This is a genomic window from Dryocola sp. LX212 (genome assembly GCA_041504365.1).
In the GTDB taxonomy this organism is placed as follows: domain Bacteria; phylum Pseudomonadota; class Gammaproteobacteria; order Enterobacterales; family Enterobacteriaceae; genus Dryocola.
This window is the reverse complement of record CP167917.1, coordinates 4,251,497-4,277,989: the sequence shown is the minus strand read 5'-3', so window position 1 is coordinate 4,277,989 and position 26,493 is coordinate 4,251,497. Positions and strand designations below refer to the sequence as shown.

Annotated in this window: 21 protein-coding genes and 1 pseudogene; 7 read left to right on the top strand and 15 right to left on the bottom strand. The window is 55.1% G+C overall.

The annotated features are described in order from the left end of the window. Positions 1-2: 2 nt before the first annotated feature. Positions 3-1,544 carry a transglycosylase SLT domain-containing protein gene (locus tag ACA108_20545; protein XEX95682.1) on the bottom strand — a complete coding sequence of 514 codons (1,542 nt, stop codon included), beginning with the start codon at positions 1,542-1,544 and terminating at the stop codon, positions 3-5. Positions 1,545-1,641: 97 nt separating this feature from the next. Then, positions 1,642-1,923: a YjcB family protein gene (locus ACA108_20540; protein XEX95681.1), complete on the bottom strand. Its 282-nt coding sequence runs from the start codon at positions 1,921-1,923 to the stop codon at positions 1,642-1,644. 521 nt (positions 1,924-2,444) lie between these two features. Here ACA108_20540 and ACA108_20535 point away from each other — a divergent pair. Continuing rightward, positions 2,445-4,022 (top strand): EAL domain-containing protein, encoded by a 1,578-nt coding sequence (locus tag ACA108_20535; GenBank protein XEX95680.1) that lies wholly within the window; start codon positions 2,445-2,447, stop codon positions 4,020-4,022. Between the two features lie 19 nt (positions 4,023-4,041). Here ACA108_20535 and soxS read toward each other — a convergent pair whose 3' ends face one another. Continuing rightward, positions 4,042-4,365, bottom strand: a complete 324-nt coding sequence (soxS, locus tag ACA108_20530; GenBank protein XEX95679.1) for a superoxide response transcriptional regulator SoxS — start codon at positions 4,363-4,365, stop codon at positions 4,042-4,044. Between the two features lie 86 nt (positions 4,366-4,451). Here soxS and soxR point away from each other — a divergent pair, with 86 nt between their 5' ends. The 4 genes from soxR to ACA108_20510 all read left to right on the top strand — a co-directional run bounded on the left by soxR (position 4,452) and on the right by ACA108_20510 (position 9,488). After that, positions 4,452-4,907: a redox-sensitive transcriptional activator SoxR gene (soxR, locus tag ACA108_20525; GenBank protein XEX95678.1), complete on the top strand. Its 456-nt coding sequence runs from the start codon at positions 4,452-4,454 to the stop codon at positions 4,905-4,907. Positions 4,908-5,259: 352 nt separating this feature from the next. Further along, positions 5,260-5,928, top strand: coding sequence for a glutathione S-transferase family protein (locus ACA108_20520; protein ID XEX95677.1), 669 nt, complete (start codon positions 5,260-5,262; stop codon positions 5,926-5,928). A gap of 349 nt (positions 5,929-6,277) precedes the next feature. Next, positions 6,278-7,627 (top strand): guanine/hypoxanthine transporter GhxP, encoded by a 1,350-nt coding sequence (gene ghxP / locus ACA108_20515; protein XEX95676.1) that lies wholly within the window; start codon positions 6,278-6,280, stop codon positions 7,625-7,627. A 214-nt stretch (positions 7,628-7,841) separates the two neighbouring features. Continuing rightward, positions 7,842-9,488: a Na+/H+ antiporter gene (locus tag ACA108_20510; protein XEX95675.1), complete on the top strand. Its 1,647-nt coding sequence runs from the start codon at positions 7,842-7,844 to the stop codon at positions 9,486-9,488. Between the two features lie 9 nt (positions 9,489-9,497). Here the strand turns inward: ACA108_20510 and ACA108_20505 are convergent. The 4 genes and pseudogenes from ACA108_20505 to acs form a co-directional block, all read right to left on the bottom strand. Next, positions 9,498-9,623: pseudogene (locus tag ACA108_20505) on the bottom strand (LysR family transcriptional regulator). A gap of 61 nt (positions 9,624-9,684) precedes the next feature. Then, positions 9,685-11,346, bottom strand: coding sequence for a cation/acetate symporter ActP (actP, locus tag ACA108_20500; protein XEX98176.1), 1,662 nt, complete (start codon positions 11,344-11,346; stop codon positions 9,685-9,687). After that, the gene (locus tag ACA108_20495; GenBank protein XEX95674.1) at positions 11,340-11,672 is read right to left on the bottom strand and encodes a DUF485 domain-containing protein; all 333 of its coding nucleotides are present in this window, start codon (positions 11,670-11,672) and stop codon (positions 11,340-11,342) included. Before ACA108_20495 ends, actP begins: the two co-directional genes overlap by 7 nt. Positions 11,673-11,833: 161 nt before the next feature. Further along, entirely contained in the window at positions 11,834-13,792 is a 1,959-nt protein-coding gene (gene acs / locus ACA108_20490; GenBank protein ID XEX95673.1) for an acetate--CoA ligase, read from the bottom strand. Positions 13,793-14,216: 424 nt separating this feature from the next. Here acs and gltP point away from each other — a divergent pair, with 424 nt between their 5' ends. Next, positions 14,217-15,530: a glutamate/aspartate:proton symporter GltP gene (gltP, locus tag ACA108_20485; protein ID XEX95672.1), complete on the top strand. Its 1,314-nt coding sequence runs from the start codon at positions 14,217-14,219 to the stop codon at positions 15,528-15,530. 107 nt (positions 15,531-15,637) lie between these two features. Here gltP and ACA108_20480 read toward each other — a convergent pair whose 3' ends face one another. The 3 genes from ACA108_20480 to fdhF form a co-directional block, all read right to left on the bottom strand. Then, a complete protein-coding gene (locus ACA108_20480; protein ID XEX95671.1) occupies positions 15,638-16,486 on the bottom strand; it encodes a DUF2950 domain-containing protein in 849 nt (282 codons plus the stop codon). 14 nt (positions 16,487-16,500) lie between these two features. Beyond that, the gene (locus ACA108_20475) at positions 16,501-18,192 is read right to left on the bottom strand and encodes a DUF3300 domain-containing protein (protein XEX95670.1); all 1,692 of its coding nucleotides are present in this window, start codon (positions 18,190-18,192) and stop codon (positions 16,501-16,503) included. Positions 18,193-18,391: 199 nt separating this feature from the next. After that, positions 18,392-20,539 carry a formate dehydrogenase subunit alpha gene (gene fdhF / locus ACA108_20470; protein ID XEX95669.1) on the bottom strand — a complete coding sequence of 716 codons (2,148 nt, stop codon included), beginning with the start codon at positions 20,537-20,539 and terminating at the stop codon, positions 18,392-18,394. 283 nt (positions 20,540-20,822) lie between these two features. On the opposite strand from fdhF, the gene ACA108_20465 reads away from it, so the two are divergent. Next, entirely contained in the window at positions 20,823-21,557 is a 735-nt protein-coding gene (locus ACA108_20465) for a response regulator transcription factor (GenBank protein XEX95668.1), read from the top strand. 82 nt (positions 21,558-21,639) lie between these two features. Here the strand turns inward: ACA108_20465 and ACA108_20460 are convergent, their stop codons facing one another. From ACA108_20460 to ACA108_20440, 5 genes are all read right to left on the bottom strand, one after another. After that, entirely contained in the window at positions 21,640-21,795 is a 156-nt protein-coding gene (locus ACA108_20460; protein ID XEX95667.1) for a Hok/Gef family protein, read from the bottom strand. A 332-nt stretch (positions 21,796-22,127) separates the two neighbouring features. Beyond that, positions 22,128-22,811 carry a D-lyxose/D-mannose family sugar isomerase gene (locus ACA108_20455; GenBank protein ID XEX95666.1) on the bottom strand — a complete coding sequence of 228 codons (684 nt, stop codon included), beginning with the start codon at positions 22,809-22,811 and terminating at the stop codon, positions 22,128-22,130. A gap of 60 nt (positions 22,812-22,871) precedes the next feature. Beyond that, positions 22,872-23,804 carry an ABC transporter substrate-binding protein gene (locus tag ACA108_20450; GenBank protein ID XEX95665.1) on the bottom strand — a complete coding sequence of 311 codons (933 nt, stop codon included), beginning with the start codon at positions 23,802-23,804 and terminating at the stop codon, positions 22,872-22,874. Positions 23,805-23,901: 97 nt separating this feature from the next. Next, positions 23,902-24,924 carry a ribose ABC transporter permease gene (locus tag ACA108_20445; GenBank protein XEX95664.1) on the bottom strand — a complete coding sequence of 341 codons (1,023 nt, stop codon included), beginning with the start codon at positions 24,922-24,924 and terminating at the stop codon, positions 23,902-23,904. Next, complete coding sequence (locus ACA108_20440; GenBank protein XEX95663.1) at positions 24,914-26,440, bottom strand: sugar ABC transporter ATP-binding protein; 1,527 nt, start codon at positions 26,438-26,440, stop codon at positions 24,914-24,916. Before ACA108_20440 ends, ACA108_20445 begins: the two co-directional genes overlap by 11 nt. Positions 26,441-26,493: the final 53 nt, after the last annotated feature.

The window sequence follows — 26,493 nt, the reverse complement described above, 5'->3', positions numbered from 1 at the left end:
GTTCATTCTGCCACCTTCGCCTTTTCCGGCACCGGCTGGGCCATCGATTGTTCCCGCGCCTTCTGCTGGAGCGCCCGCTCCTTCATGATGAGCTGGTACGCGATGTAATACTTATAAATGTTGCTGACATAGGTCACCGTTTCGGTGCCGATCTTCTCGGCGGCCAGATATTCCACGTTGCCAAACCAGACGTTGGGATCGAAGCCGCGCTTTTGCGTTTCGACACGCAGTCGGGCGATGCGTGCCGGGCCTGCGTTGTAAGAGGCGAATGTGAAGAGAGCCTTGTCGAGAGGCGTCATGGGTTCTTCGCGGTAATAATGATCGATCATCCAGCGCATATATTTCACCCCGGCATTGATGTTGGGAGACAGTTTGCGGATATCCCCGACGTTCAGCTCCCTGCCGGTGCTCGGTAAGACCTGCATCACGCCAATCGCCCCGGCCTTACTACGGGCGTTCTGATCGAGACGAGATTCCTGATAGCCCTGCGCCACCATCAGCAGCCAGTCCACGTCATACTGGTCACCATACTTTCTGAACAGCTCCACCATCGCCAGCAGCTTGCGTCGCTCTTCATCAGCCGCGGCATTCTTGACGTATTTGACGCTCTTCAGGTAGCGGGTAAGCAGGATATTGCCCAGCAGGCTGCCCTTGCCGTTCTCCTCAACGAAGCTATTAAGCAGCGCGAGAAGCTGAGGACTGTTTTTGCGCACCGCCCAGGCGATGTCCGCCTCGTCGCGCAGCACCACATCTTCATGCACCTGAATTTTCGGAAATACCTGTTTCCAAAAAACAGCCTTGTGACGATCGACGACGATCGGCGGTATGAGCCCCGAGTTGAGCATCTCGATCAGATCCTCATCTTCGAGCGCCTCGGGGGCTGGCTCCAGCGTTATTGGGGGAAGAGATTCGCGCGCAAAACGCGCATTGAGTGCCCGCAGGCTTTCGTAATAGCTTGATGAAAAACGCACAAAGACGGTTTTGCCGGAGAGCTGTTCCAGCGTCGCCACGTTGGGGGACGAAGGCCCGGAGACGAGAAGTTCTTTAACGTTGGAATACAGAGGGGTTGTAAAGGACACTAGCTTCTCACGCGAGGGCGTCACGCTGAGGTTAGCCGCCGCGATATCTCCCCTGCCTTCGTTGAGGGCTGCAAACAGCCTGTCCCGGGCTACCGGCACGAAGATGATTTGTATCCGGAGATGGCGATGCTGAAGCTTTTTGTCCTTGATGAGCCTGCGGTTCAGATCGCTTTCTAACGCGATAAACGCGTCGTGGGTAAGTCCGCGCTGGGTGCCTTTATCGAGGAAGTAAAACGTTTTGCTGTAGGTCGTGAGAACCCGGATGACGCGTCGGTCGAGCATGCCGGGTAAATCACCTTTCCATGGCTGCAGTATCGCGTCCGCGCTGAGTGCCAGATCCGTTTGTTCCGCCTGTGCCGGTAAAGCCTCTACGGGGGCAGCGGCAGAGACTCTGTTAATCATTAAAAAAGCGAAAAGGCAGGCGAAGCAGGTGACGGCGAGTCGCGAAAGAGAGATGACGTTCATGGAGCTGACTCCATAGATTTCATCTATTCATTCTAGTCAAACTGGAGCACTTCGCCTTAGATCAGCACACAATGACGGCGGCTACCGGAGAGGCTTATCAGGTCATCACCATCGGCCATTCAGGCGGTGCGTGGCTGGAAATCTCTACCATCACATCTTTAAACGACGACCACATGACGGCGAAGTCTGCCGATGTCAGGCCCAGCAGGCCGGTGGCAAACCAGAGAGCGGCGGCGATGCCCAGCAGGCTGCTGATGACGGCTAAAAACGCATAGTCGGACTTTCGAAATTGAATATTCAGCGTGCTGGCGAGAAACATCAGCACGGCACTTACTAACGGCCAGCGCATAAGTAAAACGCCGGTAGTGATTGCAGTCATGGAGCCGATCCTCAGAGGCAAACTCATTACCTGTAACGGTGTCGCATCGTGAGGTGCGCCAGAGAGCAGAACAGAACCGTCAGTATGAGTGGTTGCAGAAAATGTAAACAAAATTACGCTTGCAGCGAAGTTGTGAACTATATCACATTTGCTTTTTTAATCGCCAGAAGCGCTGTGCGTTTTTCACACGTTTTGCTCAAACGGTGACTTTCCCGAAGGAGGGGCTGCCGCCGTCATTTTGCCGCTGGGATCAAATTCCCGGAATACTGACTAATTTCAGTTAATGGGGTATTCACTGCTGGTTTAATAAAAATAATGCCCATTTTTAGTCCGTAAGCTAAAACTTATCGCCAGTTATTCCTGGCCATCGCTACGTAATGACTTATTTTGCTCTAAGCTTTGTCGGTAAGGAAAAAACGCCTGTTGCTTATGCATGAATATTCATGCAATTTAATCGAGACATTGCGGGAGTGTTCCGGTTAAAGGGTAAAAGGCGGTAATAGCAGGGACATGAGGCCACCATGACAAGACGGAAGAGCCTGCTTATATTTCGGACGGCGGGGCTGATACTAACGGTGTTTTTGCCCGTTATGCTGGCAGTATATTTTGCGCACGTTCGAGCTGCGTCTGAGATAAGGCAGCATCTACGCTCTTTTGCGCAATTAGCGATCGAAAAAACAGAGCTTGTTATCCAGCAGGTCACTTCTGCACAGGCGGAGGCAGGGCAGTTTTCCGGGCAGGTTTGCAGCCCAAAGCATATGCAGAAAATGCTGGATGTCGCGCGCAGCAAACTTTATGTCGAAGATGTGATTTACAGCAGGAGCAATGAATTTTTATGCTCTACCACTTATAAGCCTCCGGTGCCGTTCACTGCGCCAAAACCGAATTATACCCGTAAGCCAAACGTGTCAATTTACTATTATCTGGACACGCCCTTTTTTGCTGACCATAAAATGACTTACATGCAGCGTGGGAATTATATTGTGCTGGTTAATCCCCGGGCATACACCGACGTCATGTCAGATGACCGCACACTGGATTATGGCGTCTATGATACTGTCACAAAAGAGTTTTTCTCGTTAAGCGAACAGGTCAACAAACAGCATTTGCACCAGTTTATTCTCGGTAACCAAAAGTACTTTACGGATAATGACCGGGTTTACGCCGTTGAAAAGTCCCCGCAGCGGCCCATCGCGGTGATCGTCTCCACGTCCGGTGAGCGCTTTAATAAAGAGTGGTTTCACCAGCTGACGCTGACCGTACCGCTGGGGGTGATCTGCAGCATTATTCTTCTGCTGATGTGGTCGCGTACTCGCCAGCAGCTTAATTCTCCCCGACGCCTGCTGCTGCGAGCTATCGAGAAAAATCTTCTCAAGCTGCATTACCAGCCGATCGTTGATATCCATACAGGGAGATGCGTCGGCGCAGAGGCCCTGCTGCGCTGGGTAAATTACAGTGGCCAGTCTGTTAGTCCCGGCAGCTTTATTCCACTGGCCGAGGCGGAGGGGCTGATTCAGCGAATTTCGGATTACGTGGTGGATGCTTTGTTCAACGATCTGGGGGATTTTATGGCGATGCATCCGGAGCTTTATGTGTCCGTAAATTTGTCCGCCACGGATTTCCACTGCCCGCGCCTGGTGTCGGTGCTGGAGGAGAAAATTGAGCAGTACGGCATGAAAGCCCACCAGATAAAGGTTGAGGTAACCGAGCGGGGCTTTATTGACGTGCCGAAAACCAGGCCAGTGATTCAGGCCTTCCGGCAGGCGGGGTTTGAAATTGCCATCGACGATTTCGGAACGGGCTATTCCAACCTGCATAATCTGCAGTTTTTAAACGTGGATATCCTGAAGATTGATAAGTCCTTTATTGATAATCTCACCACGGATAAAGCCTGCTATCTCATTGCGGAACACATTATTGATATGGCCCGCAGTCTGGATTTGAAAACCATTGCGGAAGGCGTCGAAACGCAGGAGCAGGTTGACTGGCTGCAGGCGCGTGGCGTGCAATATTGCCAGGGCTGGCACTTTGCAAAGGCGATGCCTCCGCATGACTTTATAAACTGGCTTGCTCTGGCAGGCCAGCACCCTCCGCTGTAAACCAGCCCCGCCCGATAGTTCAGGCGTGGTGGCGGTAGTCCGTCGGCGTACGGTCAAACTCCCGGCGGAAAACGCGTGAGAAGGTTTGCTGGGAGACGTAGCCGTAATCCATCGCGATATCAAAAATAGGTCGCTGAGTGGAGCGCAGCTCTCTTGCGGCCAGCAGCAGGCGGCGCTGACGAATGTACTCGCCCAGCGTCTGGCGCATTACGGCGCGGAACATTCTTTGCAGGTACCACTTGGAGTAGCCCGATTTCTTCGCCACCACATCAATGTTCAGCGGCTGGTCGATATGCTCATCAATCCATTCAGTCAGGGTATAAATGATGTCCTGGTGTGCCATGGGCCTTCCTTAATCAACGTTATCGATTAGCAGGGTTTACTGGCAGCGAGTATAATTCCTCAAGTTAACTTGAGGTAAAGCGCATTTTGGAAAAGAGAGCCCCCCGTTTTAAATCCCTGCTGTCGCCGGGTGAAGTGGCGAAGCGCACCGGCGTGGCCGTTTCGGCGCTGCACTTTTACGAAAGTAAAGGACTGATAAAAAGTTCGCGCAATAGCGGAAACCAGCGGCGCTACGCCCGCGACGTGCTGCGGACGGTCGCGATCATTAAAATTGCCCAGCGCATCGGCATTCCGCTGGCGACGATTGGCGAAGCGTTCGGCGTGTTGCCGGACGGGCATTCAATCAATAAGAATGACTGGAAGAAGCTCTCGTCCCTGTGGCGCGAGGAGCTGGATCGTCGTATTAATACGCTAACCGCATTAAGGGATGAGCTGGACGGCTGTATCGGCTGCGGCTGTTTGTCCGGCGCGGACTGTCCTTTGCGTAACCCGGGGGACAGGCTCGGCGAGCAGGGAACGGGCGCACGCCTGCTGGAGGATTAGAATAAACGTTGGAGATAAATTGCCGGATGACGCTTCGCATATCCAGCCTACGCCACATTGATCGGGATTTCCGGCGTTCCACCCAAAACTAAAGCGCCCGACTTCGGCGCTTTAGTTTGTTCCCGGTCTTTGTCTTTCGATCTATCCCGCTTTTCGCAAGGAGGGTTTCCCCCGACGTCAGCGCCCCTCAATTACACGTTCTCAGGAGGTTCCGGATTGCGCTGATAACTTAAGTGTAGAACCCGCTGGCGAGTAAGCAAGAAAAATTGTGTGTTTTTTGAGCGATTTTTATTCCCCATTTTACGCAGCGTTTCCTATAGTTATCCCATCCCAGAAAACAAAAGGTTAGCCCATGATCGTCGTCCATCACCTTAACAACTCCCGCTCGCAGCGCGTGCTGTGGATGCTTGAAGAACTTGAACAGCCCTACGAGATCGTGCGTTACCAGCGTGAACCCACGATGCTGGCGCCCGAGTCGCTCAAAAAAGTACACCCGTTGGGCAAATCCCCGGTGGTGGAGGACAACGGCAATGTGCTGGTGGAGTCCGGCGCTATCATTGAATATCTCCAGGAGACCTACGATCCCGAAAGTCGCCTGAAGCCTATCGCCGCCCAGGACAGGCTGCAATACCGCTTCTGGCTGCACTATGCCGAAGGATCGCTGATGCCGCTTTTAATGATGAAGCTGGTTTTCAACAGCCTTGGTAAGGCTCCCGTGCCTTGGCTGCTGCGCCCGGTAGGGAACGTTCTGGGCCAGGGCGTACAGAAAGCGTATCTTAATAAGCAGATCCTCACGCATGCCCGGTTCATTGAAAACTATCTCGGCACTTCTCCCTGGTTTGCCGGGCACGCTTTCAGCGCGGCGGATATTCAGATGATTTTCCCGGTTATCGCTCTGCTGGAGAGAGGGGGACTTAACAACCTGCCAAATCTTCAGGCGTGGCTGAAAAACGCGCAGCAGCGTCCGGCCTGGCAACGTGCCATTACCCAGGGCGGACCCTTCGGCATCCCGGGCGGCTAACCTATTCCAAAATCCTATGAGTCAGTGAAAAATATTATCGGTATCTTGCAGTATTGTTGCGAAATTGCGCATCAACGATATCGTTTGCGCACGACGTGGCGATAATTTGTTCGTCCAGCGCAATTTTCAGCAAAAACCGAGAAAGTTCGGTTGAAACTCCACTCCAGAAGACCGGATAATCGTTTGCCTTCAATTTGACGCACAGTTTTTACACGTGGAGTTAAACGTTTGCTATTTTGCGATGCCCCATTTTGTCGCAATCAAGGCCAGGGATTAGACGTTTAATCGGCAGCGGGAAGTCCGTCACGTGTATCAACGTAATCATAAAAATCTCAGGGGATTTTTCACTATGTCTACTCCTTCACCGCGTGCGACCGGCGGTCTTGACGCCTGGTTCAAAATATCTGCACGTGGCAGCACCGTTCGTCAGGAAGTCGTGGCCGGGCTGACCACCTTCCTCGCGATGGTCTATTCCGTCATTGTTGTACCGGGCATGCTGGGCAAAGCGGGTTTCCCGCCGGCAGCGGTCTTTGTGGCAACTTGTCTGGTCGCGGGCGTTGGCTCGCTGGTTATGGGCCTGTGGGCGAACCTGCCGCTGGCTATCGGCTGTGCCATCTCGCTGACCGCCTTCACCGCGTTTAGCCTGGTGCTGGGCCAGCACATCAGCGTTCCCGTTGCCTTAGGTGCGGTATTCCTGATGGGCGTGCTGTTTACCATTATCTCCGCCACCGGCATTCGCAGCTGGATTTTGCGCAACCTGCCGATGGGCGTGGCGCACGGTACGGGTATCGGTATCGGCCTGTTCCTGCTGCTGATTGCCGCCAACGGCGTGGGTCTGGTGGTCAAGAATCCGCTGGAAGGCCTGCCGGTTGCCCTGGGCAACTTCGCCAGCTTCCCGGTGATCATGTCGCTGATTGGCCTGGCCGTCATTATTGGCCTTGAGAAATTAAAAGTCCCCGGCGGCATTCTGCTGACCATTATCGGCGTTTCCGTCGTTGGTCTGATCTTCGATCCAACCGTACATTTCTCCGGCATTTTCGCCATGCCGTCGCTGAAAGATGAATCCGGCCATTCGCTTATCGGCAGCCTGGATATTATGGGCGCGCTGAATCCCGTTGTATTGCCGAGCGTGCTTGCGCTGGTCATGACGGCGGTGTTCGATGCCACCGGGACTATCCGCGCGGTAGCCGGTCAGGCGAACCTGCTGGATAAAGACGGGCAGATTATTGACGGCGGTAAAGCGCTGACCACGGACTCCCTCAGCAGCGTGTTCTCCGGCCTTGTGGGTGCAGCCCCTGCGGCGGTTTACATCGAGTCAGCGGCGGGTACGGCAGCGGGCGGCAAAACGGGCCTGACGGCCATCACCGTTGGCGTCCTGTTCCTGCTGATCCTGTTCCTCTCCCCGCTGTCTTACCTGGTGCCTGCCTACGCAACCGCGCCTGCGCTGATGTACGTCGGCCTGCTGATGCTGAGCAACGTGGCGAAAATCGATTTTGCTGACTTTGTGGATGCGATGGCTGGCCTGATCACTGCGGTATTCATCGTGCTGACCTGTAACATCGTTACCGGCATCATGATCGGCTTCGCCACGCTGGTGATTGGTCGTCTGGTATCCGGTGAATGGCGCAAGCTGAACATCGGCACGGTAGTTATCGCGATTGCGCTGGTCGCGTTCTACGCGGGCGGCTGGGCAATCTAACTTTACTCGTCATACTTCACGCTGCAGGGGTGTTGGCTGCACTCCCTTGCCGCCTGGCTGCAGCGTGAATTATTTAGAGTCAAAGCACTCTTTGACTCTCTACGTTAATTTCCTTCAAGGCATTTCCTGTTTCCTTCCGGTGTAGAAAGTTGTTCTATTATGGGAGCAACCTCCTGAAAAAAGGGCTTCACAACACACCGAACTGAAGGAAAGCATGGAAATTTTCTTTACCATTCTCATCATGACCCTTGTGGTTTCACTCTCCGGGGTCGCGACGCGTATGTTGCCGTTCCAGATCCCGCTGCCGTTAATGCAAATCGCTATTGGTGCGGTGCTGGCCTGGCCTCACTTCGGTCTGCACGTCGATTTCAATCCCGAGCTGTTCCTCGTGCTGTTCATTCCGCCGCTGCTATTTGCGGACGGCTGGAAGACGCCAACCCATGAGTTTCTGAACCACGGGCGGGAGATAATCGGGCTGGCACTGGTGCTGGTGCTGGTCACCGTAGTCGGCATCGGCTTCCTGATTTACTACCTGGTACCGGGCATTCCGCTTATTCCGGCCTTTGCACTGGCGGCGGTGCTGTCGCCAACGGATGCCGTGGCGCTGTCGGGTATTGTCGGCGAAGGACGTATCCCGAAGAAAATCATGGGGATATTGCAGGGTGAGGCGTTAATGAACGACGCCTCGGGCCTGGTCTCGCTGAAGATGGCCGTCGCCGTTGCGGTAGGAACGATGGTGTTCACCGTAGGCGGCGCGACAGTTGAGTTCTTTAAAGTTGCGATTGGCGGCCTGCTGGCGGGGATTGCGGTGAGCTGGCTGTACGGTAAATCACTGCGCCTGATGAGCCGCTGGAGCGGCGATGAGCCTGCCACGCAAATCCTGCTGCTGCTTCTGCTGCCGTTCGCCTCCTATCTGATTGCGGAACACATCGGCGTGTCGGGCATTCTGGCTGCCGTGGCGGCGGGGATGACCATTACCCGTTCCGGCGTGCTGCGCAGCGCGCCGCTGGCGATGCGCCTGCGCGCTAACAGCGTCTGGGCGATGCTGGAGTTTGTCTTCAACGGCATGGTCTTCCTGATGCTGGGACTACAGCTGCCGGGCATTCTCGAAACCTCCGTCGCTGCGGCAAACGCCGATCCAAATGTCGAACTGTGGATGCTGTTCCTAGATATCGGGTTGATTTACATCGCGCTGATTGGCGTGCGCTTCCTGTGGCTGTGGTCAATGAAGCGACTTAGCCTGCGGTTCCTGAAAAAGCGGCCGCTGGAGTTTGGCAACTACACGACGCGCGAGCTGGCTATTGCCTCTTTCGCAGGGGTGCGCGGGGCGATAACCCTTGCGGGCGTACTCTCTATTCCGCTGCTGTTAGGGGATGGATCACCTTTCCCGGCGCGCTATGAGCTAATCTTCCTTTCTGCAGGGGTCATTCTCTTCTCGCTGCTGGTGGGCGTGGTGATGCTGCCGATCCTGCTGCGTAACGTAGATGTGCCGGATTCAGCAGTTGCCCGCACGGAGGAGAGGCTAGCCCGCTCGACAACGGCGGAGGTGGCGATTGTGGCGATTCAGAAGATGGAAGAGCGGCTGGCGGCGGATACTAAAGAGAATATCGACGATCAGCTGCTCAAAGAGGTCAGCTCGCGGGTTATCGGGAATCTTCGCCGCCGGGCCGCCGGGCGCAACGACATGGAGAGCAGTGTGCTGGAAGAGAACCTCGAGCGCCGCTTCCGACTGGCGGCTTTACGGTCCGAACGTGCCGAGCTTTATCATCTGCGCGCGACGCAAAAAATCAGCAATGACACGCTGATGAAGCTGCTGTACGACCTCGATTTACTGGAGGCGCTGTTAGTAGAGCGGCATTAATCAGCAAGCTACCGGCATCCACATCAGCGTGGGGTCATCCAGATTCTCACAGATAGGCGCCGGCACAATGCCTGCCTGCACTATCGACGCGAGAAAATCCCACGGCCCGCTGCGCACGGCAATTTGCGGCGTAAATCTTTAATTGGCTGGCTGATGTTTTAAAGAACCCGGCGCAGAGCGCGCCGGGGGAAATTGCTTAATGCGCGCGACCCTGCTCAATGCCGATCCCGGTCTGGGAACGGATGAACTGGGCGCGGAACTTCTCGCGTTCCAGGTTGCCTTCAGGGCTGTTATCGGTCGCCGAAAAGACCCAGATCCCAACGAACGCTACCAGAATCGAGAACAGCGCCGGGTATTCGTACGGGAAGATAGCCGTCGCATGACCCAGAACCTGCACCCATACCGTCGGGCCAAGGATCATCAGAATCACCGCCGTCAGCAGGCCGAGCCAGCCACCAATCATCGCGCCGCGCGTGGTCAGCTTCGACCAGTACATGGACAGCAGGATAATCGGGAAGTTACAGCTCGCGGCAATGGAGAAGGCCAGTCCCACCATGAACGCGATGTTTTGTTTCTCGAACAGAATGCCCAGCGCAATGGCGACCACGCCGAGGATCAGCACCGTTATTTTCGAGACGCGAATTTCATCCCGCTCGGAAGCCCCTTTGCGGAACACGTTGGCGTACAGGTCGTGGGATACCGCCGAAGCGCCCGCCAGCGTCAGCCCTGCCACCACCGCCAGAATCGTGGCGAAGGCGACCGCAGAGATAAAGCCGAGGAACAGGTTGCCACCCACCGCATCTGCCAGATGAACCGCCGCCATATTGTTACCGCCGATAAGCGCGCCTGCCGCGTCTTTAAACGCCGGGTTCGCACCGACCAGCATGATCGCACCGAAGCCGATGATAAAGGTCAGGATGTAGAAGTAACCCATAAAGCCGGTGGCGTAGAGCACGCTTTTACGCGCCTCGCGGGCATCGCTGACCGTGAAGAAGCGCATAAGAATGTGCGGCAAACCGGCCGTACCAAACATCAGGCCAAGCCCCAGGGACAGGGCAGAAATCGGATCTTTCACCAGCCCGCCGGGGCTCATAATGGCCGCACCTTTCGGATGCACCGCCATCGCCTCGGCGAAGAGATTGTTAAAGCTGAAGCCGACGTGCTTCATCACCATAAAGGCCATGAAGCTCGCGCCGAACAGCAGCAGAACGGCTTTGATAATCTGCACCCACGTGGTGGCGAGCATGCCGCCAAACAGCACGTACATCACCATCAGCACGCCCACCAGCACTACCGCAACGTGGTAGTTCAGGCCGAACAGCAGCTCAATGAGCTTACCGGCACCGACCATCTGCGCGATGAGATAGAGCGCGACAACAACCAGTGAACCACATGCAGATAGCGTACGAATCGGCCCTTGCTTCAGGCGGTATGATGCGACATCGGCAAAAGTATAGCGCCCGAGATTCCGCAGGCGTTCGGCAATCAGGAACAGAATAATCGGCCAGCCGACCAGGAAGCCCAGCGAGTAGATCAGGCCGTCGTAGCCGGAGGTGTAAACCAGCGCGGAAATGCCGAGGAACGACGCCGCCGACATAAAGTCGCCCGCGATCGCCAGCCCGTTCTGGAAGCCGGTAATATTGCCGCCCGCAGTGTAATAATCGCTGCGTGAACGGGTCTTTTTCGAGGCCCAGTAGGTGATGTATAGCGTCAGGGCGACGAAAATAACGAACATCATAATCGCCTGCCAGTTGGTCGGCTGGCGCTGCACGTCGCCGGTAATGGCGTCGGCGGCCAGCACGGTAACGGGCAAGGTAAGAAGGGGAGCCGCAAGGGCGGTAAGAAGACGCTTCATGATGCTTTTACCTCGCGCAGGACATCCACCTCGCGTATGACGTCATGGGTCAGACGGTCAAATTCGCCGTTGGCACGCCAGACGTAAATCGCCGTCAGCACAAATGAAATAACAATCACCCCAATACCGATCGGAATGCCTCTGGTGACGGTTGTCCCGGCGTGCAAAGGCGTGCCCAGCCAGCCGGGGGCAAAAGCAATCAGCAGGATAAATCCAACGTAAATCACCAGCATAATCAGTGACAGAATGGTGGCAAACCGTTGCCTTTTAGCGACCAGCTCCCTGAAATGCGCACTTTCTTCTATCCGTTGATAAATGAGTTCATTCATCACAGAGTCTCCAGAGGTAGGGTTATTTTTATATCCCTCTTCACCTGAAGAAAGCCGTAGGGTGGATAAGCGAAGCGCCATCCACGAAAAAAGGCGGTGGATGACGCTTCGCTTATCCGCCCTACAACGTCAGATGAGAGGGCGGATCAACTACAGAGTGGTTATGAAGGCATGGTTAAGGCTTGTTTCTCTTCCAGCAGCTTTTCGACGACGCCCGGATCGGCAAGCGTCGAGGTATCGCCAAGGTTGCTGGTATCCCCGGCGGCGATTTTGCGCAGAATGCGGCGCATAATCTTGCCGGAGCGGGTTTTCGGCAGCGAGTCGGTCCAGTGCAGAATATCCGGCGTGGCAAGCGGGCCGATTTCCTTACGTACCCAGTTGCGTACTTCGGTATACAGCTCCGGTGTCGGCTCTTCGCCGTGGTTTAACGTGACGTAGGCATAAATCGCCTGGCCTTTGATAGTGTGCGGGATGCCAACGACAGCGGCTTCGGCAACCTTCGGATGCGATACCAGTGCGGATTCGATTTCTGCCGTTCCCAGACGGTGCCCGGAGACGTTTAACACATCGTCCACGCGGCCAGTTATCCAGAAATAGCCGTCTTCGTCACGGCGGGCGCCATCACCGCTAAAATACATATTTTTAAAGGTGGAGAAGTAGGTCTGCTCGAAGCGTTCATGATCCCCGAACAGCGTACGCGCCTGGCCGGGCCAGGAGTCCGTAATCACAAGATTGCCCTCGGTTGCGCCCTGCTGCGGATGACCTTCGTTGTCCACCAGCGCTGGCTGCACGCCGAAGAATGGCCGTGAAGCGGACCCGGCTTTAAGCTCTGTAGCGCCCGGCAGCGGGGTGATCATAAAGCCGCCGGTTTCGGTCTGCCACCAGGTGTCCATCACCGGGCATTTTTCGTTGCCGATTTTCTTCCAGTACCACTCCCACGCTTCGGGGTTGATCGGCTCACCGACGGAGCCGAGGATCCGCAGTGTAGAACGGTCGGTCCCTTCGATAGCTTTATCTCCTTCGGCCATCAGCGCGCGGATGGCGGTTGGTGCGGTATAGAGGATATTCACCTTATGCTTGTCGACCACCTGCGCCATGCGGTTCGGGGCAGGCCAGTTCGGTACGCCCTCAAACATCAGCGTGACGGCACCGCAGGCGAGCGGGCCATACAGCAGATAGCTGTGCCCTGTGACCCAGCCTACGTCGGCGGTACACCAGTAAACGTCGCCCGGATGGTAATCGAAGACGTATTTGAAGGTGGTGGCCGCATAGACCAGATAGCCGCCGGTGGTGTGCAGCACGCCCTTCGGCTTGCCGGTCGAACCAGAGGTGTAGAGGATAAACAGCGGATCTTCCGCGTTCATTTCAACCGGCTGGTGGTGAGCACTTGCTTTCTCTACCAGCTCGTTCCACCACAGGTCGCGGCCCTCATGCCATTCGACACTGCCGCCGGTACGCTTGAGCACCACGACGTGCTCGACGGTTTTCACATTGGGATTTTTCAGCGCGTCATCAACGTTCTTTTTAAGCGGGATAGAACGACCGGCACGGATGCCCTCATCGGCCGTGATCACCAGGCGTGAGCTGGAGTCGATAATACGTCCCGCCACGGCCTCCGGAGAGAACCCGCCGAAGATAACGGAATGCACGGCGCCAATTCGCGCGCAGGCGAGCATAGCCACGGCGGCTTCCGGCACCATCGGCATATAAATCGCCACCACGTCGCCTTTCCTGATGCCCAGTTCTACCAGGGTATTGGCAAAACGGCAGACATCACGATGCAGCTCACGGTAGGTAATGTGTTTGCTCTGGGTGGCATCATCGCCTTCCCAGATAATCGCCGTCTGGTCGCCGCGTTCTTTAAGGTGGCGATCCAGGCAGTTGGCGGCCAGGTTCAGCGTGCCGTCTTCATACCAGCGAATAGAGATGTTTCCCGGCGCGAAGGAGGTGTTTTGCACCTTCTGATAGGGTTTGATCCAGTCGAGGATTTTCCCCTGTTCGCCCCAGAATGCGTCCGGGTCGTGGACAGACTGCTGGTACATGGACTGGTATTGCTCGGAATTTATCAGGCAGTGTTCCGCAATATTTGCGGGAATGGCGTGTTTGTGTAGTTGTGTCATGGCTTTTTTTCTCCTTGAGGTTGTTAATAATATGTCACGTAAACGTTAATTGTAGGGGGTTGAACAGCTTTGTTTACTTTTTGGGCGACAGATCACGCATTAATTCATTTGTCGAAATATCCAACAAACAGATGATTCTGGAGAAATAATTCACAACATGAATAAATTGAAAATGAAACAGATAAATACATTTTATAACAACATGTTACTGCAGAAGATTTATCTAAAGTCCTGTTATTGATGCCATTTGAAGCGTATATCCCTGAAATTGCAGGGTTGCGCAGCACGCCGTACAAATGATACTCATAACGCCGCTTGAAAAAGCCCCTCGTAATACCTGACGTATGTCTTACCCCTTCCAGTTTGTGACGTTCTCACAGGACTACAGCGTGGGAACGGCGTTTTATTGAGGAATAAAATCGTTATGAAACAACCTAAGGTCAGCCTCGCCTGGCAAATTTTGCTCGCGTTAGTACTGGGTATCGCGCTGGGAAGCGTCCTGCATTATCAAAGTGACAGCCGTGAATGGCTTATCACCAACCTGCTCTCTCCGGCAGGGGATATCTTTATTCACCTGATCAAAATGATTGTTGTGCCGATTGTTATCTCGACCCTGATAGTCGGGATTGCAGGCGTGGGCGACGCCAAACAGCTTGGGCGAATCGGTGCGAAAACCATTCTTTATTTCGAAGTGATCACGACAGTTGCCATCATCCTAGGGATTACCCTTGCCAACGTGTTCCAGCCGGGACACGGCATTGATATGGCGCAGCTTGCCAGCGTGGATATTTCGAAATACGAACACACCGCTCAGGATGTTCAGAGCCATGCCCACGGTTTAATGGGGACGATTCTCTCCCTGGTGCCGACTAACATCATTGCCTCCATGGCGAAGGGTGACATGCTGCCGATTATCTTCTTCTCGGTGCTGTTTGGTTTGGGCCTTTCGTCGCTGCCGTCGGCGCATCGGGAGCCGCTGGTGACGGTATTCCGCTCTATCTCAGAAACCATGTTTAAAGTGACGCACATGGTGATGCGATACGCCCCGATCGGCGTCTTTGCGCTGATCTCGGTGACCGTTGCAAACTTTGGTTTTGCTTCACTGTGGCCGCTGCTTAAGCTGGTGCTGCTGGTGTACTTCGCGATTCTCTTTTTCGCGCTGATGGTGCTGGGCGCGGTGGCGCGTCTGTGCGGCCTACGAATTCTCATTTTGATACGGATTCTCAAAGACGAACTCATTCTGGCATACTCCACCGCCAGCTCAGAAAGCGTGCTGCCACGCATCATTGAAAAGATGGAAGCCTACGGCGCGCCTGCCTCCATCACCAGCTTCGTGGTGCCGACCGGCTACTCCTTTAACCTCGATGGCTCAACGCTTTACCAGAGCATTGCGGCAATCTTCATCGCCCAGCTTTACGGCATCGAGCTGTCCCTGGGACAGGAAATTCTGCTGGTGCTGACGCTGATGGTGACGTCAAAAGGCATTGCGGGCGTGCCGGGCGTCTCGTTCGTCGTACTGCTGGCTACGCTGGGGAGTGTGGGTATTCCGCTGGAAGGTCTGGCCTTTATCGCGGGCGTGGACCGCATCCTCGATATGGCGCGTACCGCGCTTAACGTAGTGGGCAACGCGCTGGCGGTGCTGGTTATCGCCAAGTGGGAGCATAAGTTCGACGCGAAAAAAGCAGCCGCTTATGAGCGGGAGATGCTGGGGAAATTCTCAGATAAAGCAAATACTTAAAGGCTATAAACAGTGAAGCAGGGCGGGCAAGCATGCGCTTCTCCCGCCCTGATTTTTTTGGTGGATGCTATCTCGCTTATCCACTCTTCGAAAATAATCGATCTGACTTATTGCGTCACAACCTGCCAGCTATTATCAGGGGCAAAGGAGGTGATAGCTTCTACTTTCTTCGCCGTCTCTTCGCCTAAGTCAGCCTGATAAACCTGGTCCTGGCTATCGACAATAAAGGTGGCGATGCCCGTCTCTCCGTAGGTCACCGGCCAGGCAATCATCGCGAAACCGTCGGTCATCCTGCCCTCTTTCAGGTACTGTTTTTCCCCTCCCTCGGCTTTGGCTCCCTGTGCTGTCAGGATGCGGAAATGGTAACCGTGGTAACCCATGCCCGGTTGTTCAGGGCTGAAGGCCGGGCCTAACGGGCTTGGTGCTTCCCCGGCAGAAACAGGCCAGTAGAGCCCGTCTTTTTTGCCCTCGCTACTCATGAATTTCTGCGCGTAGGACTGATTAAGCTGATAATAATCCTGCTGCGCGGCGACGTAGGCATGTGCGGCTTCGATGGCTGATAGTTCATTGCGGCCAATCGTGCGGGTGAGGATTTCATCCGCCGCACCCGGCGTGTTGAAATGCCAGCCTTTGTCAGTTTTGACTATCGGCAGAGGCAGCTGCCAGTCTTGTTTACCGACGTTGAGATGCGCGACGTGGCCCTGCAGCTCGGTACGATGGCCCAGATCCCAGTCGCGCAGGAAGCGAGCTACCGCCGCCGGGTCTACTCCTTCAGGTGGCAGGATCTGCTGCCAGTTGTCACCCAGCAATGAGGTGAGCGCGGCCCGATCCTGTTTTTTTATCGCCTCGTGAAGCGCGACAGAAGCCTGGTCAGGCGTGGTAAACGTCTGTTGTGCCTGGGCAAGAAGCGGAAGCATCAACAGGGAAAGCGCGCTTAAAGACAGAAACTTATTCATTATCCTTTCCCTTATTAACGGCGATGAAATTCGCGATGTTCTGGTGCACGCTCGCGCACTGCGGCCCGATTCTGACCGCTAAAGCTGGCGTGCTTTAGGCTTTGTGTCCCGCGCTGGTGCTGGGCCTGCCAGGACGGCGATCGGCTGTCATTGCCGCTTAGCGCATTGCTACGCAAGGCGTTGACATGCTGCTGACGCTGCGCCGGCGTGGCGCTGGCGACATTTTTCTTCACTGACTCACGATGCTGCTGCTGTTGCTGCGTCGGGTGTTTCACCTGGTTTTTCACCGCCTCCCGATGCTGCTGCTGCGCTACGGTTGGGTTTTTAACCTGATTCTTCACCGCCTCACGATGCTGCTGTTGCGTCGCGGTTGGGTTTTTCAGCTGATTGCGCGCCGCTTCACGACGAGCATCCTGGTTACTGGAATCATAACCCCGGTAGTTATTACGCTGGGCAATCTGGCTGAGCTGTTTTGAAGCATTATCGCGCTGCACGTTGCGGGAAACGTTGGAAAGATTTTTTCCCTGTGGGTTCAGGCCAGTGCTTTGCTGAAGCTGCTGCATTGCGGCCTGACGCTGGCTGTCCCGTGTTCGTAGCCCATGCTGCGTGGCGCTCAGGCCGCCCGCCACGTTAGTCTGATGATAGCGCTGGGCTACGGCACCGCTCTTGTAAGGCACGCCGTCCCGGAAAGCAGGATTGTGCTGCCAGTGTACAGGCCCGCCGTTCTCCGCCAGATGACCGCCGGTTATCCGGTTATAATTATTGACGTTAACGTTGATGTTATTGCCGCTGTTGTAGTTGCCGTCATGATGATGGTAATCATCGTCATCATGCCAGTCGATGCTGCTGAAGAGGGCGTAGGTGGTGGCTATGCCAAGGCTATATCCAAAACCGCGGACCAGGCTGTCGGTGAACTGTTCCCCCGGAGGCGGTGGCAGGTATACCGGCGGATAGCTGGTATTTGGCCATGCACCGTAAACCGTCGATGGATTGTAATTGGGGACGTAAACCACCTGCGGATTAGCCGGCTCGATAGTAATGACCTGCGGTGCCGGAGCGCTGCTGACCGTGGCTGCCGGGGCTGGCACGCTGCTTTTCTGCCCGGTGGTGTTTACATTATTCGTCTGATTCACCACCACCGGAGTACTGGTAACCTTTTGTTCAGGCGTGGATTTCAGCGAGCCGGTCTGCTGGGCCAGTGCACGTAATTTCTGCACCGAATCCATCACATCTTGTGGCTGCGCTAAAAACGCATCGCCAAGATTCTGCACCCACTGAGGGTTTTCACCGAGTAGCGCCATCAGCTGCGGGAAGGCCACCAGTGATTTAACGCTGGGATCCCAGGGCTGATTCGACACCGCCTGAATAGCCGCATCCCCTTGCAGGGTGGGATTATCCTGAGACCACTGCACGGCCTGAACAACGTTTGCCGGGTAGGTCGACGCCATGAGCACCTGGGAAAGAAGGGCGTCAGGGTAAAGGGCGACAGGAGCAACCAACTGGTCGAGCTGTGCAGTAGTATAAGCGGGCGTTGCTGGCGCTGGCATCGTCGTCGGAGTTGGTGTCGCCACGGACTGAACCGCTATAGCTGGTGCCGGTGTCACCGTCTCAGGCGCACGGCTTTTGACATAAAGCACACCTGAAGCCGCGAGAATACCGGCGCTGCAAAGCAGGGTGAGAATGTGAGGCTTGAAAGGCAACTTCATTTTATTTCTCCCGGAGCGGCAGAGATCCAGTGTAGGTAAGCAAACATTTGCCATATGGCATAAGTATGGAAGGACGTGAGTATATTGCTCACGGTTATTTATTGTTTGACGATAACAGGGATCGCCTGACTGTGTCGGGGGAGGCGTTCTGGAGGGGGTAACGGCCCTGATGATGGTTCACCAGGACCGTTTGGTGCTATCAGCCGGCAGCGCTTTCGCGCAGGCTGGCCTTCAGCTTGCTGTACTCATCAATCACGTACTGCTCGGCTGCCCGCTGATCGGCAATCTTTTCTACACGCACGGCGCAGTACTTATACTCCGGCGTTTTGGTAATCGGGCTGAGGTTTTCCGTCACCAGCTCGTTACAGGCACCGATCCACCACTGGTAGGTCATGTACACCGCGCCTTTATTAGGACGTTCACTCACGTTTGCACGTGTAATGACTTTCCCTTTACGCGAATGCACCCAGATCAGCGCTTCATCCTCAATGCCCAGACGAGCGGCATCGTCGAAATGAATCTGCGCATAGCCAGGTTCATCCGCCAGCGCTGCCAGCGCGGCACAGTTACCGGTCATTGAACGGCAGGAGTAATGGCCCACTTCTCGCACCGTCGACAGCACCATTGGGTACTCTTCGGTGATGCGATCGACCGGCGGCGCCCAGTCGCACGTGAAGAATTGTCCCAGGCCGTTTTCGCGGTCGAACTTGCCGTCATAGAGGAAGGAAGTCCCTTGGTCCGACTCATCGGTATCGCGGCATGGCCACTGGATATACCCCAGCTCGCCCATCTTCTCGTAGGTCGCACCAAAGAAGTCCGGGCAAAGGTCACGTAATTCGTCCCAGATTTCCTGGGTGTTGTTGTAATGCATGTCGTAACCCATGCGGGTGGCGATTTCGCTGATGATCTGCCAGTCCGTTTTCAGATCCCACTTGGGTTCTACCGCTTTAAAGAAGCGCTGGAAACCGCGGTCGGCGGCGGTATAAACACCTTCATGTTCACCCCAGGAGGTGGACGGCAAAAGCACATCGGCGGCCGCTGCGGTTTTGGTCATGAAGATATCCTGCACGATGACCAGCTCCATATCGGCAAACGCCTGACGAACCGCTGAAAGTTCCGCATCCGTTTGTAGCGGATCCTCACCCATAATATAGGCCGCATGCACTTCGCCGTGCGCAACGCGGTGAGGGATCTCACTGATACGGTAACCCGTGTGCGCCGGTAATGACGGCACGCCCCAGGCTTTGGCGAACTTCTCGCGGCTCTTTTCGTCCTTCACGTACTGGTAGCCCGGATAGGTATCCGGCAGCGCGCCCATATCGCAGGCACCCTGAACGTTGTTCTGGCCGCGCACCGGGTTAACGCCGACGTTGGCCTTGCCAAGGTTACCGGTCATCAGCGCAAGGCTGGTCAGCGAGCGCACGGTTTCCACGCCCTGATAGAACTGGGTAACACCCATGCCCCACAGGATGGTCGCCGTTTTTGCATTCGCGTACATACGTGCCGCCGTGCGGATATCAGCAGCCTTCAGGCCGGTTATCTCCTCCACGGATTCAGGCGTGTAGCCCTCCACAATTTTACGGTACTCATCGAAGCCTTCAGTACGCTCCGCCACGAAGGCTTTGTCGTAAAGATTCTCTTCGATGATCACATGCCCAATCGCGTTAAGCAGGGCGATGTTAGATCCATTTTTCAGCTGCAAATGGAGGTCGGCAATACGCGCGGTTTCAATTTTACGCGGATCGATAACCACGATTTGCGCCCCTTTCTGCTTCGCACGAATAACGCGATTTGCCACGATCGGGTGTGAATCAGCCGGGTTATACCCGAAGACAAAGACTAAATCGGTATCCTCAATCTCGACGATTGAGTTGCTCATAGCGCCGTTACCGACCGACTGGTGCAGACCTGCAACCGATGGGCCGTGTCAGACGCGTGCGCAGCAGTCAACGTTATTGGTACCAATAACGGCGCGCGCAAATTTTTGCATGATGTAGTTAGTCTCGTTGCCCGTACCACGGGATGAACCCGTGGTCATGATGGCATCCGGGCCATGCTTCGCTTTGATTTCGCTAAGGCGAGTGCTCACATAGTTCAGCGCCTCATCCCAGCTTACGGATTCAAGCTTTCCGCCTTTCTGGCGGCGGATCATTGGCGATTTCAGGCGCGGGGTGAGGATTTTAGTATCATTAATGAAATCCCAGCCGTAATAGCCTTTCAGGCACAGATCGCCCTGATTGGTCTTACCCTGCGCGCCTTCCGCCTTGACGATTTTGCCGTTATCGACCACCAGGTTGATTTTGCAACCCGAGGCGCAATAGGGGCAAACCGTGACGACTTTTTTCATCCTGTTGCTCCAGTCAATGCTAAAGGGTGTGACGCCTGTAGGTTCGTCACATCTACCCGAGTAATGCATTATCTATGCCACATCATTGTTAGGGGTATTTGCCCGACCGGAGGCCATGCAAGCCTGACGAAAACCATCACATCGTCAAAAATGACGTGACGAGCTGCCCGCCCTTTGTGACGCTGGTTGAATATTCAGCATCCGTAGTTGCCATTTATGCGGCACTCCTTCAACAATCACCCACACTCTTACCATTCCCCTGGCCTCCTCCCCGGAGAAAATAATGAAACCTGTGATACTGGTGGTGGATGACGATCTGGCGATTTGCGAGGTGCTGCGCGATACGCTTAATGAGCACGTTTTTACAGTGACGGTTTGTCATACGGGCAACGAGGCGCTGAAGGCGATTGCCGGGCGGCCAGACATCGCGCTGGTTCTGCTGGATATGATGCTGCCGGATATTAACGGTCTACAGGTTTTACAGCAGATCCAGCGGCAGCGGCCCGAATTACCGGTGGTAATGCTGACCGGGCTGGGAAGTGAATCAGACGTTGTGGTCGGGCTGGAAATGGGCGCGGATGACTACATTGCTAAACCTTTTAATCCGCGGATTGTCGTTGCCCGCCTGAAAGCCGCTTTGCGGCGCACGGGCGTGCTGGCGACAGAAGCTTTGCCACAGGGAGGCAGGGGGCTACAGTTTAACGGCTGGTGCCTGGACAGGGATCGTTGCCAGCTTTTCGATCCTCATGCGGGTCAGGTGGATCTGACGCAGGGAGAGTACGGGTTGCTGCTGGCACTTATCCAAAATGCCCGCAAGGTTTTATCCCGCGAAAAGTTACTTGAGTTAACGCACAGTGAAACTATGGATATCTTCGACAGAACGATTGATGTTCTCATTATGAGACTGCGCCGAAAAATAGAGGTGAATCCGCATCAGCCCACTTTAATAAGAACCGTTCGCGGAGTGGGTTATGTATTCGCCGCAGATATTATTCATTCTGAAAATAACGCCGCGTAAAATATTTATGTCAAGAATGGGTGCTTAAGACTTCTCCCTTAACCTTCACAAGTTGGGCGGGGCGAACCCCGCCCGTTGAGCGCTAGCCCGCGAATGAGCAGGCCAGCTTAGCCACCACCTCCTGATTGTCGGTCCTTATTTTCACTTCACATAAATCGCGGCGCGTTAATAAGGTTATGACTATTATTGTTACGCAAACAATTAACAGACACAGGACAATAGATTTTGTTGGCTTCATGCCTCTTCTCCTTGCCTTGCGGCGAATAAGAGGCTAATCTCAACTTGTGTGGAGTTGAGGGATAGCCTCGGGTTAACGTTAAAGTTGCCCGGGGCTTTCTTTTTCCTGACGTTCAGGAATATCCCTCACTGTGCTCAGGACAGAAAGCCCTAAGCACCCGCGATGTAGTTTACTGAGAATTTAAATATTTGGAATGGGAAACCTGATGTAATTTAGTTCGAGCAATTACATATTTCTGTAATCTGTTTCGCATCTTAGCTATTACTTAAAAAAATAATAATGATTGTTTTTAATCTATAAAGCTCCCAAATTCTGCAGTGATGCCTGGATAATTAAAAGTACTGGCGATACTCATTGCACAACAGGAGCCGCGTCGGTTCGTCTTCGGTGATGCCATTAAAGCGTGCCAGCGGCTTCAGGAAACGGTTATCACGATCGTCGTCATTGATTGTCGACACCTCACCGACCAGCACGTCGCCGTAGCCAGATTCTCCCCAGAAACTGTGATAAACACCGGGTACAAGACAGATGCTTTCCCCTGGTGAAAGGCGCATCTGGCTTCCCGCCGCTACGGTCTGGCGGCAGCCGTCGATAACCACCGTAACGTCACTCTCTTCCGGTTGCTCAAACTGGTCTGCATTCCACAGTTCGACAACCAGATTGCCGCCGCCGCGATTGATAATGTCCTCGCGTTTACGCCAGTGGAAATGCATCGGGGTAAGCTGCCCTTCACGGACGTGCATAATCTTCTCGGCGTAACATTTAGGGTAGGGCACACCCTCCGGCGAGCCGTTACGCAAGGTGAATAGCGTCAACCCCTGAGCCAGGAAATCGTCGCCGCCAAAGGCCGTCACATCCCAGCCGAGTTTAAGATCGAACACTTCTTGCCAGAGTTCTTTATCCAGCTGTTGCCACTTCGTCAGATCGTATGCGGCGAAGGGAGGCAAATGCACGTCGTGCTGCATAAAGAAATCACGAGTTTGAGAAAGGATCTGGTTCACTTCTGAACGTTTCATCGCGCCTCCAGGTTTTCCCCCTCGCCCCTTTGGGGAGAGGGCAGGGGTGAGGGGAAAATCTTACTTCACCGTCCAGCCCTTATAGGTGCCGATATTGTTCTTATCAATCATTGTTACCGGGATCAGCACGGGTTCTTTAGGGGCTGGTTTGCCCTGAAGGATGTCATAACCGATCTCCACGGCTTTAGCCGCCATGACCTGTGGATCCTGGGCTGGCGTCGCCACGAACAGCGTATTGCCGCCGCGCTTCAGCGCTTCTTCTGCGTCCGGACTCCCGTCCACGCCAACGATGAAGAACTCGTTACGCTGTGCCTGTTTCGCCGCGAGATCGGCGCCGATCGCCGTCGGATCGTTGATCGCAAACACGCCGTCGATCTTCGGATTCGCCGCCAGCAGGGAGGTCATGACTTCAAGGCCACCTTCACGGCTGCCTTTAGCGTTCTGATTAGAGGAGAGGATCTTGATATCCGGGTGCTTTTTAAATTCGGTCACGCAGCCTTCGACACGGTTCTGCACGGCGGATACCGGCGGCCCGTTGATGATCACCACGTTGCCTTTCTCTTTTAAGCGCTCCGCAATGTACTTACAGGCCATTTCGCCCGCCTGGGTGTTGTTCGAGGTGATCGTCGCATCCGCACCTTCCGCTGCGACGTCAACGGCGACAACGACGATCCCCGCATCTTTCGCACGTTTTACCGCCGGCCCGATCCCTTTCGAATCCGCCGCGTTCAGGATGATCATGTCTACCTTCGCGGCAATAAAGTTATCGATCTGCGAAACCTGCTGACCCAGATCGTAACCGCTGGAGACCAGCGTAACCTTCACGTTATCCCCCGCCAGCTTGCGTGCCTCAAGCTCGGCACCCTTGGTAATCTGTACGAAGAACGGGTTGGCGAGATCGCCCACCGTCACCCCGATGGATTTCAGCTCTTTTGCCTGAACAAAAGGCGCTGCGGCAATCATGAGAGCCGTGGCAATTAGCTTTAAACGCATGGTCTTTTCCTCATTTGTAGGGTGGATAAGCGATAGCGTCATCCACCGTTTGCGCCCGTTTTGTCGGCTGAACCCGACCTGTGAAAGAGCGATGTTGTTATGAACTTTGATGGTGCCGGGTACGGTATTTATCGATCAGCACCGCTATGATGATCACCGCCCCTTTGATCACCAGCTGCCAGAAATAGGAGACCCCCATCAACGTCATGCCGTTGTTGAGCGTGGCGATAATCAGCGCTCCCACCAGGGTGCCGGTAATGGTGCCAATCCCGCCCACAAAGCTGGTGCCGCCAAGGATCACCGCCGCGATGGCGTCAAGCTCGTAGCCCATGCCAAGGTTGCCGTTGGCGCTGTACAGTCGGGAAGCGCTCATCACGCCCCCAAGCCCGGAAAGCAGCCCGCTCATGCCGTAGACAAACAGCAGCACCAGCCAGACCTTAATGCCCGTCAGGCGTGCGGCCTGCATGTTGCCGCCCACAGCGTAGATATGTACGCCGAGCGTGGTACGACGCAGGATGAACCAACACACCACAATCACCGCCAGGGCAATAACCACCAGCCAGGGAATGGGGCCAAGATACGAGTTGCCTATCCATTCAAAGTTAATATTGGAGTTGATGACCGTGGTGCCGTCCGCCAGCAGGTAAGCCGCGCCGCGCAGGGCGGTATAGGTGCCGAGCGTGACGATAAAGGGCGGCAGTCCCGCCCAGGCAACCAACATGCCGTTAAACAGCCCAAGCCCGGTGCCCATCATCAGCGCGGCGGGAATCGACAGCGACTCCCAGCCCGGCATCAGCGACACCACCATCGCCGTCACCGCCGTGGTGCCCAGAATCGAGCCCACGGACAGGTCAATCCCTCCGGTCAGAATGATGAAGGTCATCCCAGCGGCGAGAACGATATTGATCGAAGACTGCCTGGCGATGTTAAGCAGGTTAGATTCGGTAAAGAAGTTCGGGGTGATAAAGCCAAAAACGGCGACGATCAGGATCAGAATGGGCAATATCCCCACCGTTTGCATCAAATCGCCAAAAAGCGCTTTTTTCAGCGAGGCCGATTTAGCGACCTCACGTGGAGGCACTGGTGCCTGCCGCGTGTCTTTAGGTTGATCAATTGCCATGCTGCACCACCTTTTTCTGGGCATCTTCCACGCCGGTTGCCAGCGTCATAATGTTCTCTTGCGTGATATCTCTACCGTGAAGTTCACCCGCAATGCTGCCTTCCCGCATCACGTAAACGCGATCGCTCATGCCGACGACTTCCGGCAGCTCGCTTGAGATCATCAGGATCGCCACGCCCTGACGGGCCATCTGGCTCATGATCCGGTAGATCTCACTTTTCGCCCCAACGTCTACCCCACGGGTTGGCTCGTCGAGGATCAAAATACGCGGGCCGATCGCCACCCAGCGGGAGATCAGTAGCTTCTGCTGGTTGCCGCCGGACAGGCCCCCGGCGCGCACCTGCGCATGCGGCACGCGGATATTCAGCAGGCTGATGGCATCGTCAGAAATCGTCTGGGCCTTCTTGCGATCCAGCCAGCCGTAGCGGGCATCGCGTTCGAGCGTGGCCATGGTGATGTTGTCCTGCGCCGCCAGCTCCAGGAACAGACCCTGTTCTTTACGGTTCTCGGTCAGAAAGCCGATGCCGTGTTGAATAGCTTCTCGCGGGGAGCGGATAGTGACGGGATTCCCGTCGATTTCTACCGTACCGCCGGAGGATTTACGGACGCCAAAAATTAGCTGTGCCAGCTCAGAACGTCCGGCTCCGACCAGCCCAGCAAGGCCGACGATTTCCCCGGAGCGTACCTGCAAGCTCACCGGCTGGACTTTACCGCCGTCCGTCAGGTGGTGGACGTTGAGGCGCGGGTTACCTAACGGGATATCTCGTTCTTTATTGAACAGATCGCTCAGCGGACGCCCAACCATCATACGAACCAGCTCGCTGGCGTTGAGATTTTCGCGCGTCAGGCTGCCAACGTACTGCCCGTCGCGCAGCACGCTAACCCGATCCGATAATTCATAAACCTCCGCCATCCGGTGGCTTATATAGATAATCGCCATTCCCTCATCGCGCAGTCGCATAATCAGCTCGAAAAGACGGTGGGTTTCACGCGACGAAAGCGCAGCGGTTGGCTCATCCATGACTAAAATTCGGCTGTTGCGGTGCAGCGCACGGGCAATCTCTACCTGCTGCTGTTCGGCAATGGTCAGCTTCATCACTAAATCGCTGGCCTTAAACTGGGCGCCGAGGCGGTCAATCACCGTCTGGGCCTGTATCACCATCGCTTTGCGCTGCACCAGCCCGCCGCGTGAAAGTTCGCTGCCGAGGAAGATGTTCTCCGCAACGGTGAGGTTAGGGGCCAGCTGCATTTCCTGATAGATAAGCGTGATGCCTGCGCTGAGCGCGTCTTTTGGCCCCTTAATGCTGTAGGGCTGCCCTTCAATAAGGATTTCGCCGCTGGTGGCGGTGTAGGCCCCGGCGAGAATTTTCATTAGCGTGCTTTTACCCGCGCCGTTTTCGCCCATCAACGAGTGAATTTCGCCGGGGAACACCGTCAGGTCGACGCCTTTCAGCGCATAGAACTTGCCAAAAGATTTGGCAATATTGCGCATCTCCAGAATGGGAACGCTACTCATGGCGCGGCTCCTGCGGATAAGGTTTCGATTGCTGCCAGTCAACCACACGCGGG

Coding starts and splice junctions, on each gene's coding strand:
- soxS (XEX95679.1), bottom strand. CDS start 4,365: ATGGCACACCAGGACATCATTTATACCCTGACTGAATGGATTGATGAG.
- ACA108_20510 (XEX95675.1), top strand. CDS start 7,842: ATGGAAATTTTCTTTACCATTCTCATCATGACCCTTGTGGTTTCACTC.
- ACA108_20475 (XEX95670.1), bottom strand. CDS start 18,192: ATGAAGTTGCCTTTCAAGCCTCACATTCTCACCCTGCTTTGCAGCGCC.
- gltP (XEX95672.1), top strand. CDS start 14,217: ATGAAACAACCTAAGGTCAGCCTCGCCTGGCAAATTTTGCTCGCGTTA.
- acs (XEX95673.1), bottom strand. CDS start 13,792: ATGACACAACTACACAAACACGCCATTCCCGCAAATATTGCGGAACAC.
- ACA108_20495 (XEX95674.1), bottom strand. CDS start 11,672: ATGAATGAACTCATTTATCAACGGATAGAAGAAAGTGCGCATTTCAGG.
- ACA108_20455 (XEX95666.1), bottom strand. CDS start 22,811: ATGAAACGTTCAGAAGTGAACCAGATCCTTTCTCAAACTCGTGATTTC.
- ACA108_20480 (XEX95671.1), bottom strand. CDS start 16,486: ATGAATAAGTTTCTGTCTTTAAGCGCGCTTTCCCTGTTGATGCTTCCG.
- ghxP (XEX95676.1), top strand. CDS start 6,278: ATGTCTACTCCTTCACCGCGTGCGACCGGCGGTCTTGACGCCTGGTTC.
- ACA108_20445 (XEX95664.1), bottom strand. CDS start 24,924: ATGGCAATTGATCAACCTAAAGACACGCGGCAGGCACCAGTGCCTCCA.
- ACA108_20440 (XEX95663.1), bottom strand. CDS start 26,440: ATGAGTAGCGTTCCCATTCTGGAGATGCGCAATATTGCCAAATCTTTT.
- ACA108_20540 (XEX95681.1), bottom strand. CDS start 1,923: ATGACTGCAATCACTACCGGCGTTTTACTTATGCGCTGGCCGTTAGTA.
- ACA108_20465 (XEX95668.1), top strand. CDS start 20,823: ATGAAACCTGTGATACTGGTGGTGGATGACGATCTGGCGATTTGCGAG.
- ACA108_20460 (XEX95667.1), bottom strand. CDS start 21,795: ATGAAGCCAACAAAATCTATTGTCCTGTGTCTGTTAATTGTTTGCGTA.
- ACA108_20535 (XEX95680.1), top strand. CDS start 2,445: ATGACAAGACGGAAGAGCCTGCTTATATTTCGGACGGCGGGGCTGATA.
- ACA108_20545 (XEX95682.1), bottom strand. CDS start 1,544: ATGAACGTCATCTCTCTTTCGCGACTCGCCGTCACCTGCTTCGCCTGC.
- ACA108_20520 (XEX95677.1), top strand. CDS start 5,260: ATGATCGTCGTCCATCACCTTAACAACTCCCGCTCGCAGCGCGTGCTG.
- ACA108_20450 (XEX95665.1), bottom strand. CDS start 23,804: ATGCGTTTAAAGCTAATTGCCACGGCTCTCATGATTGCCGCAGCGCCT.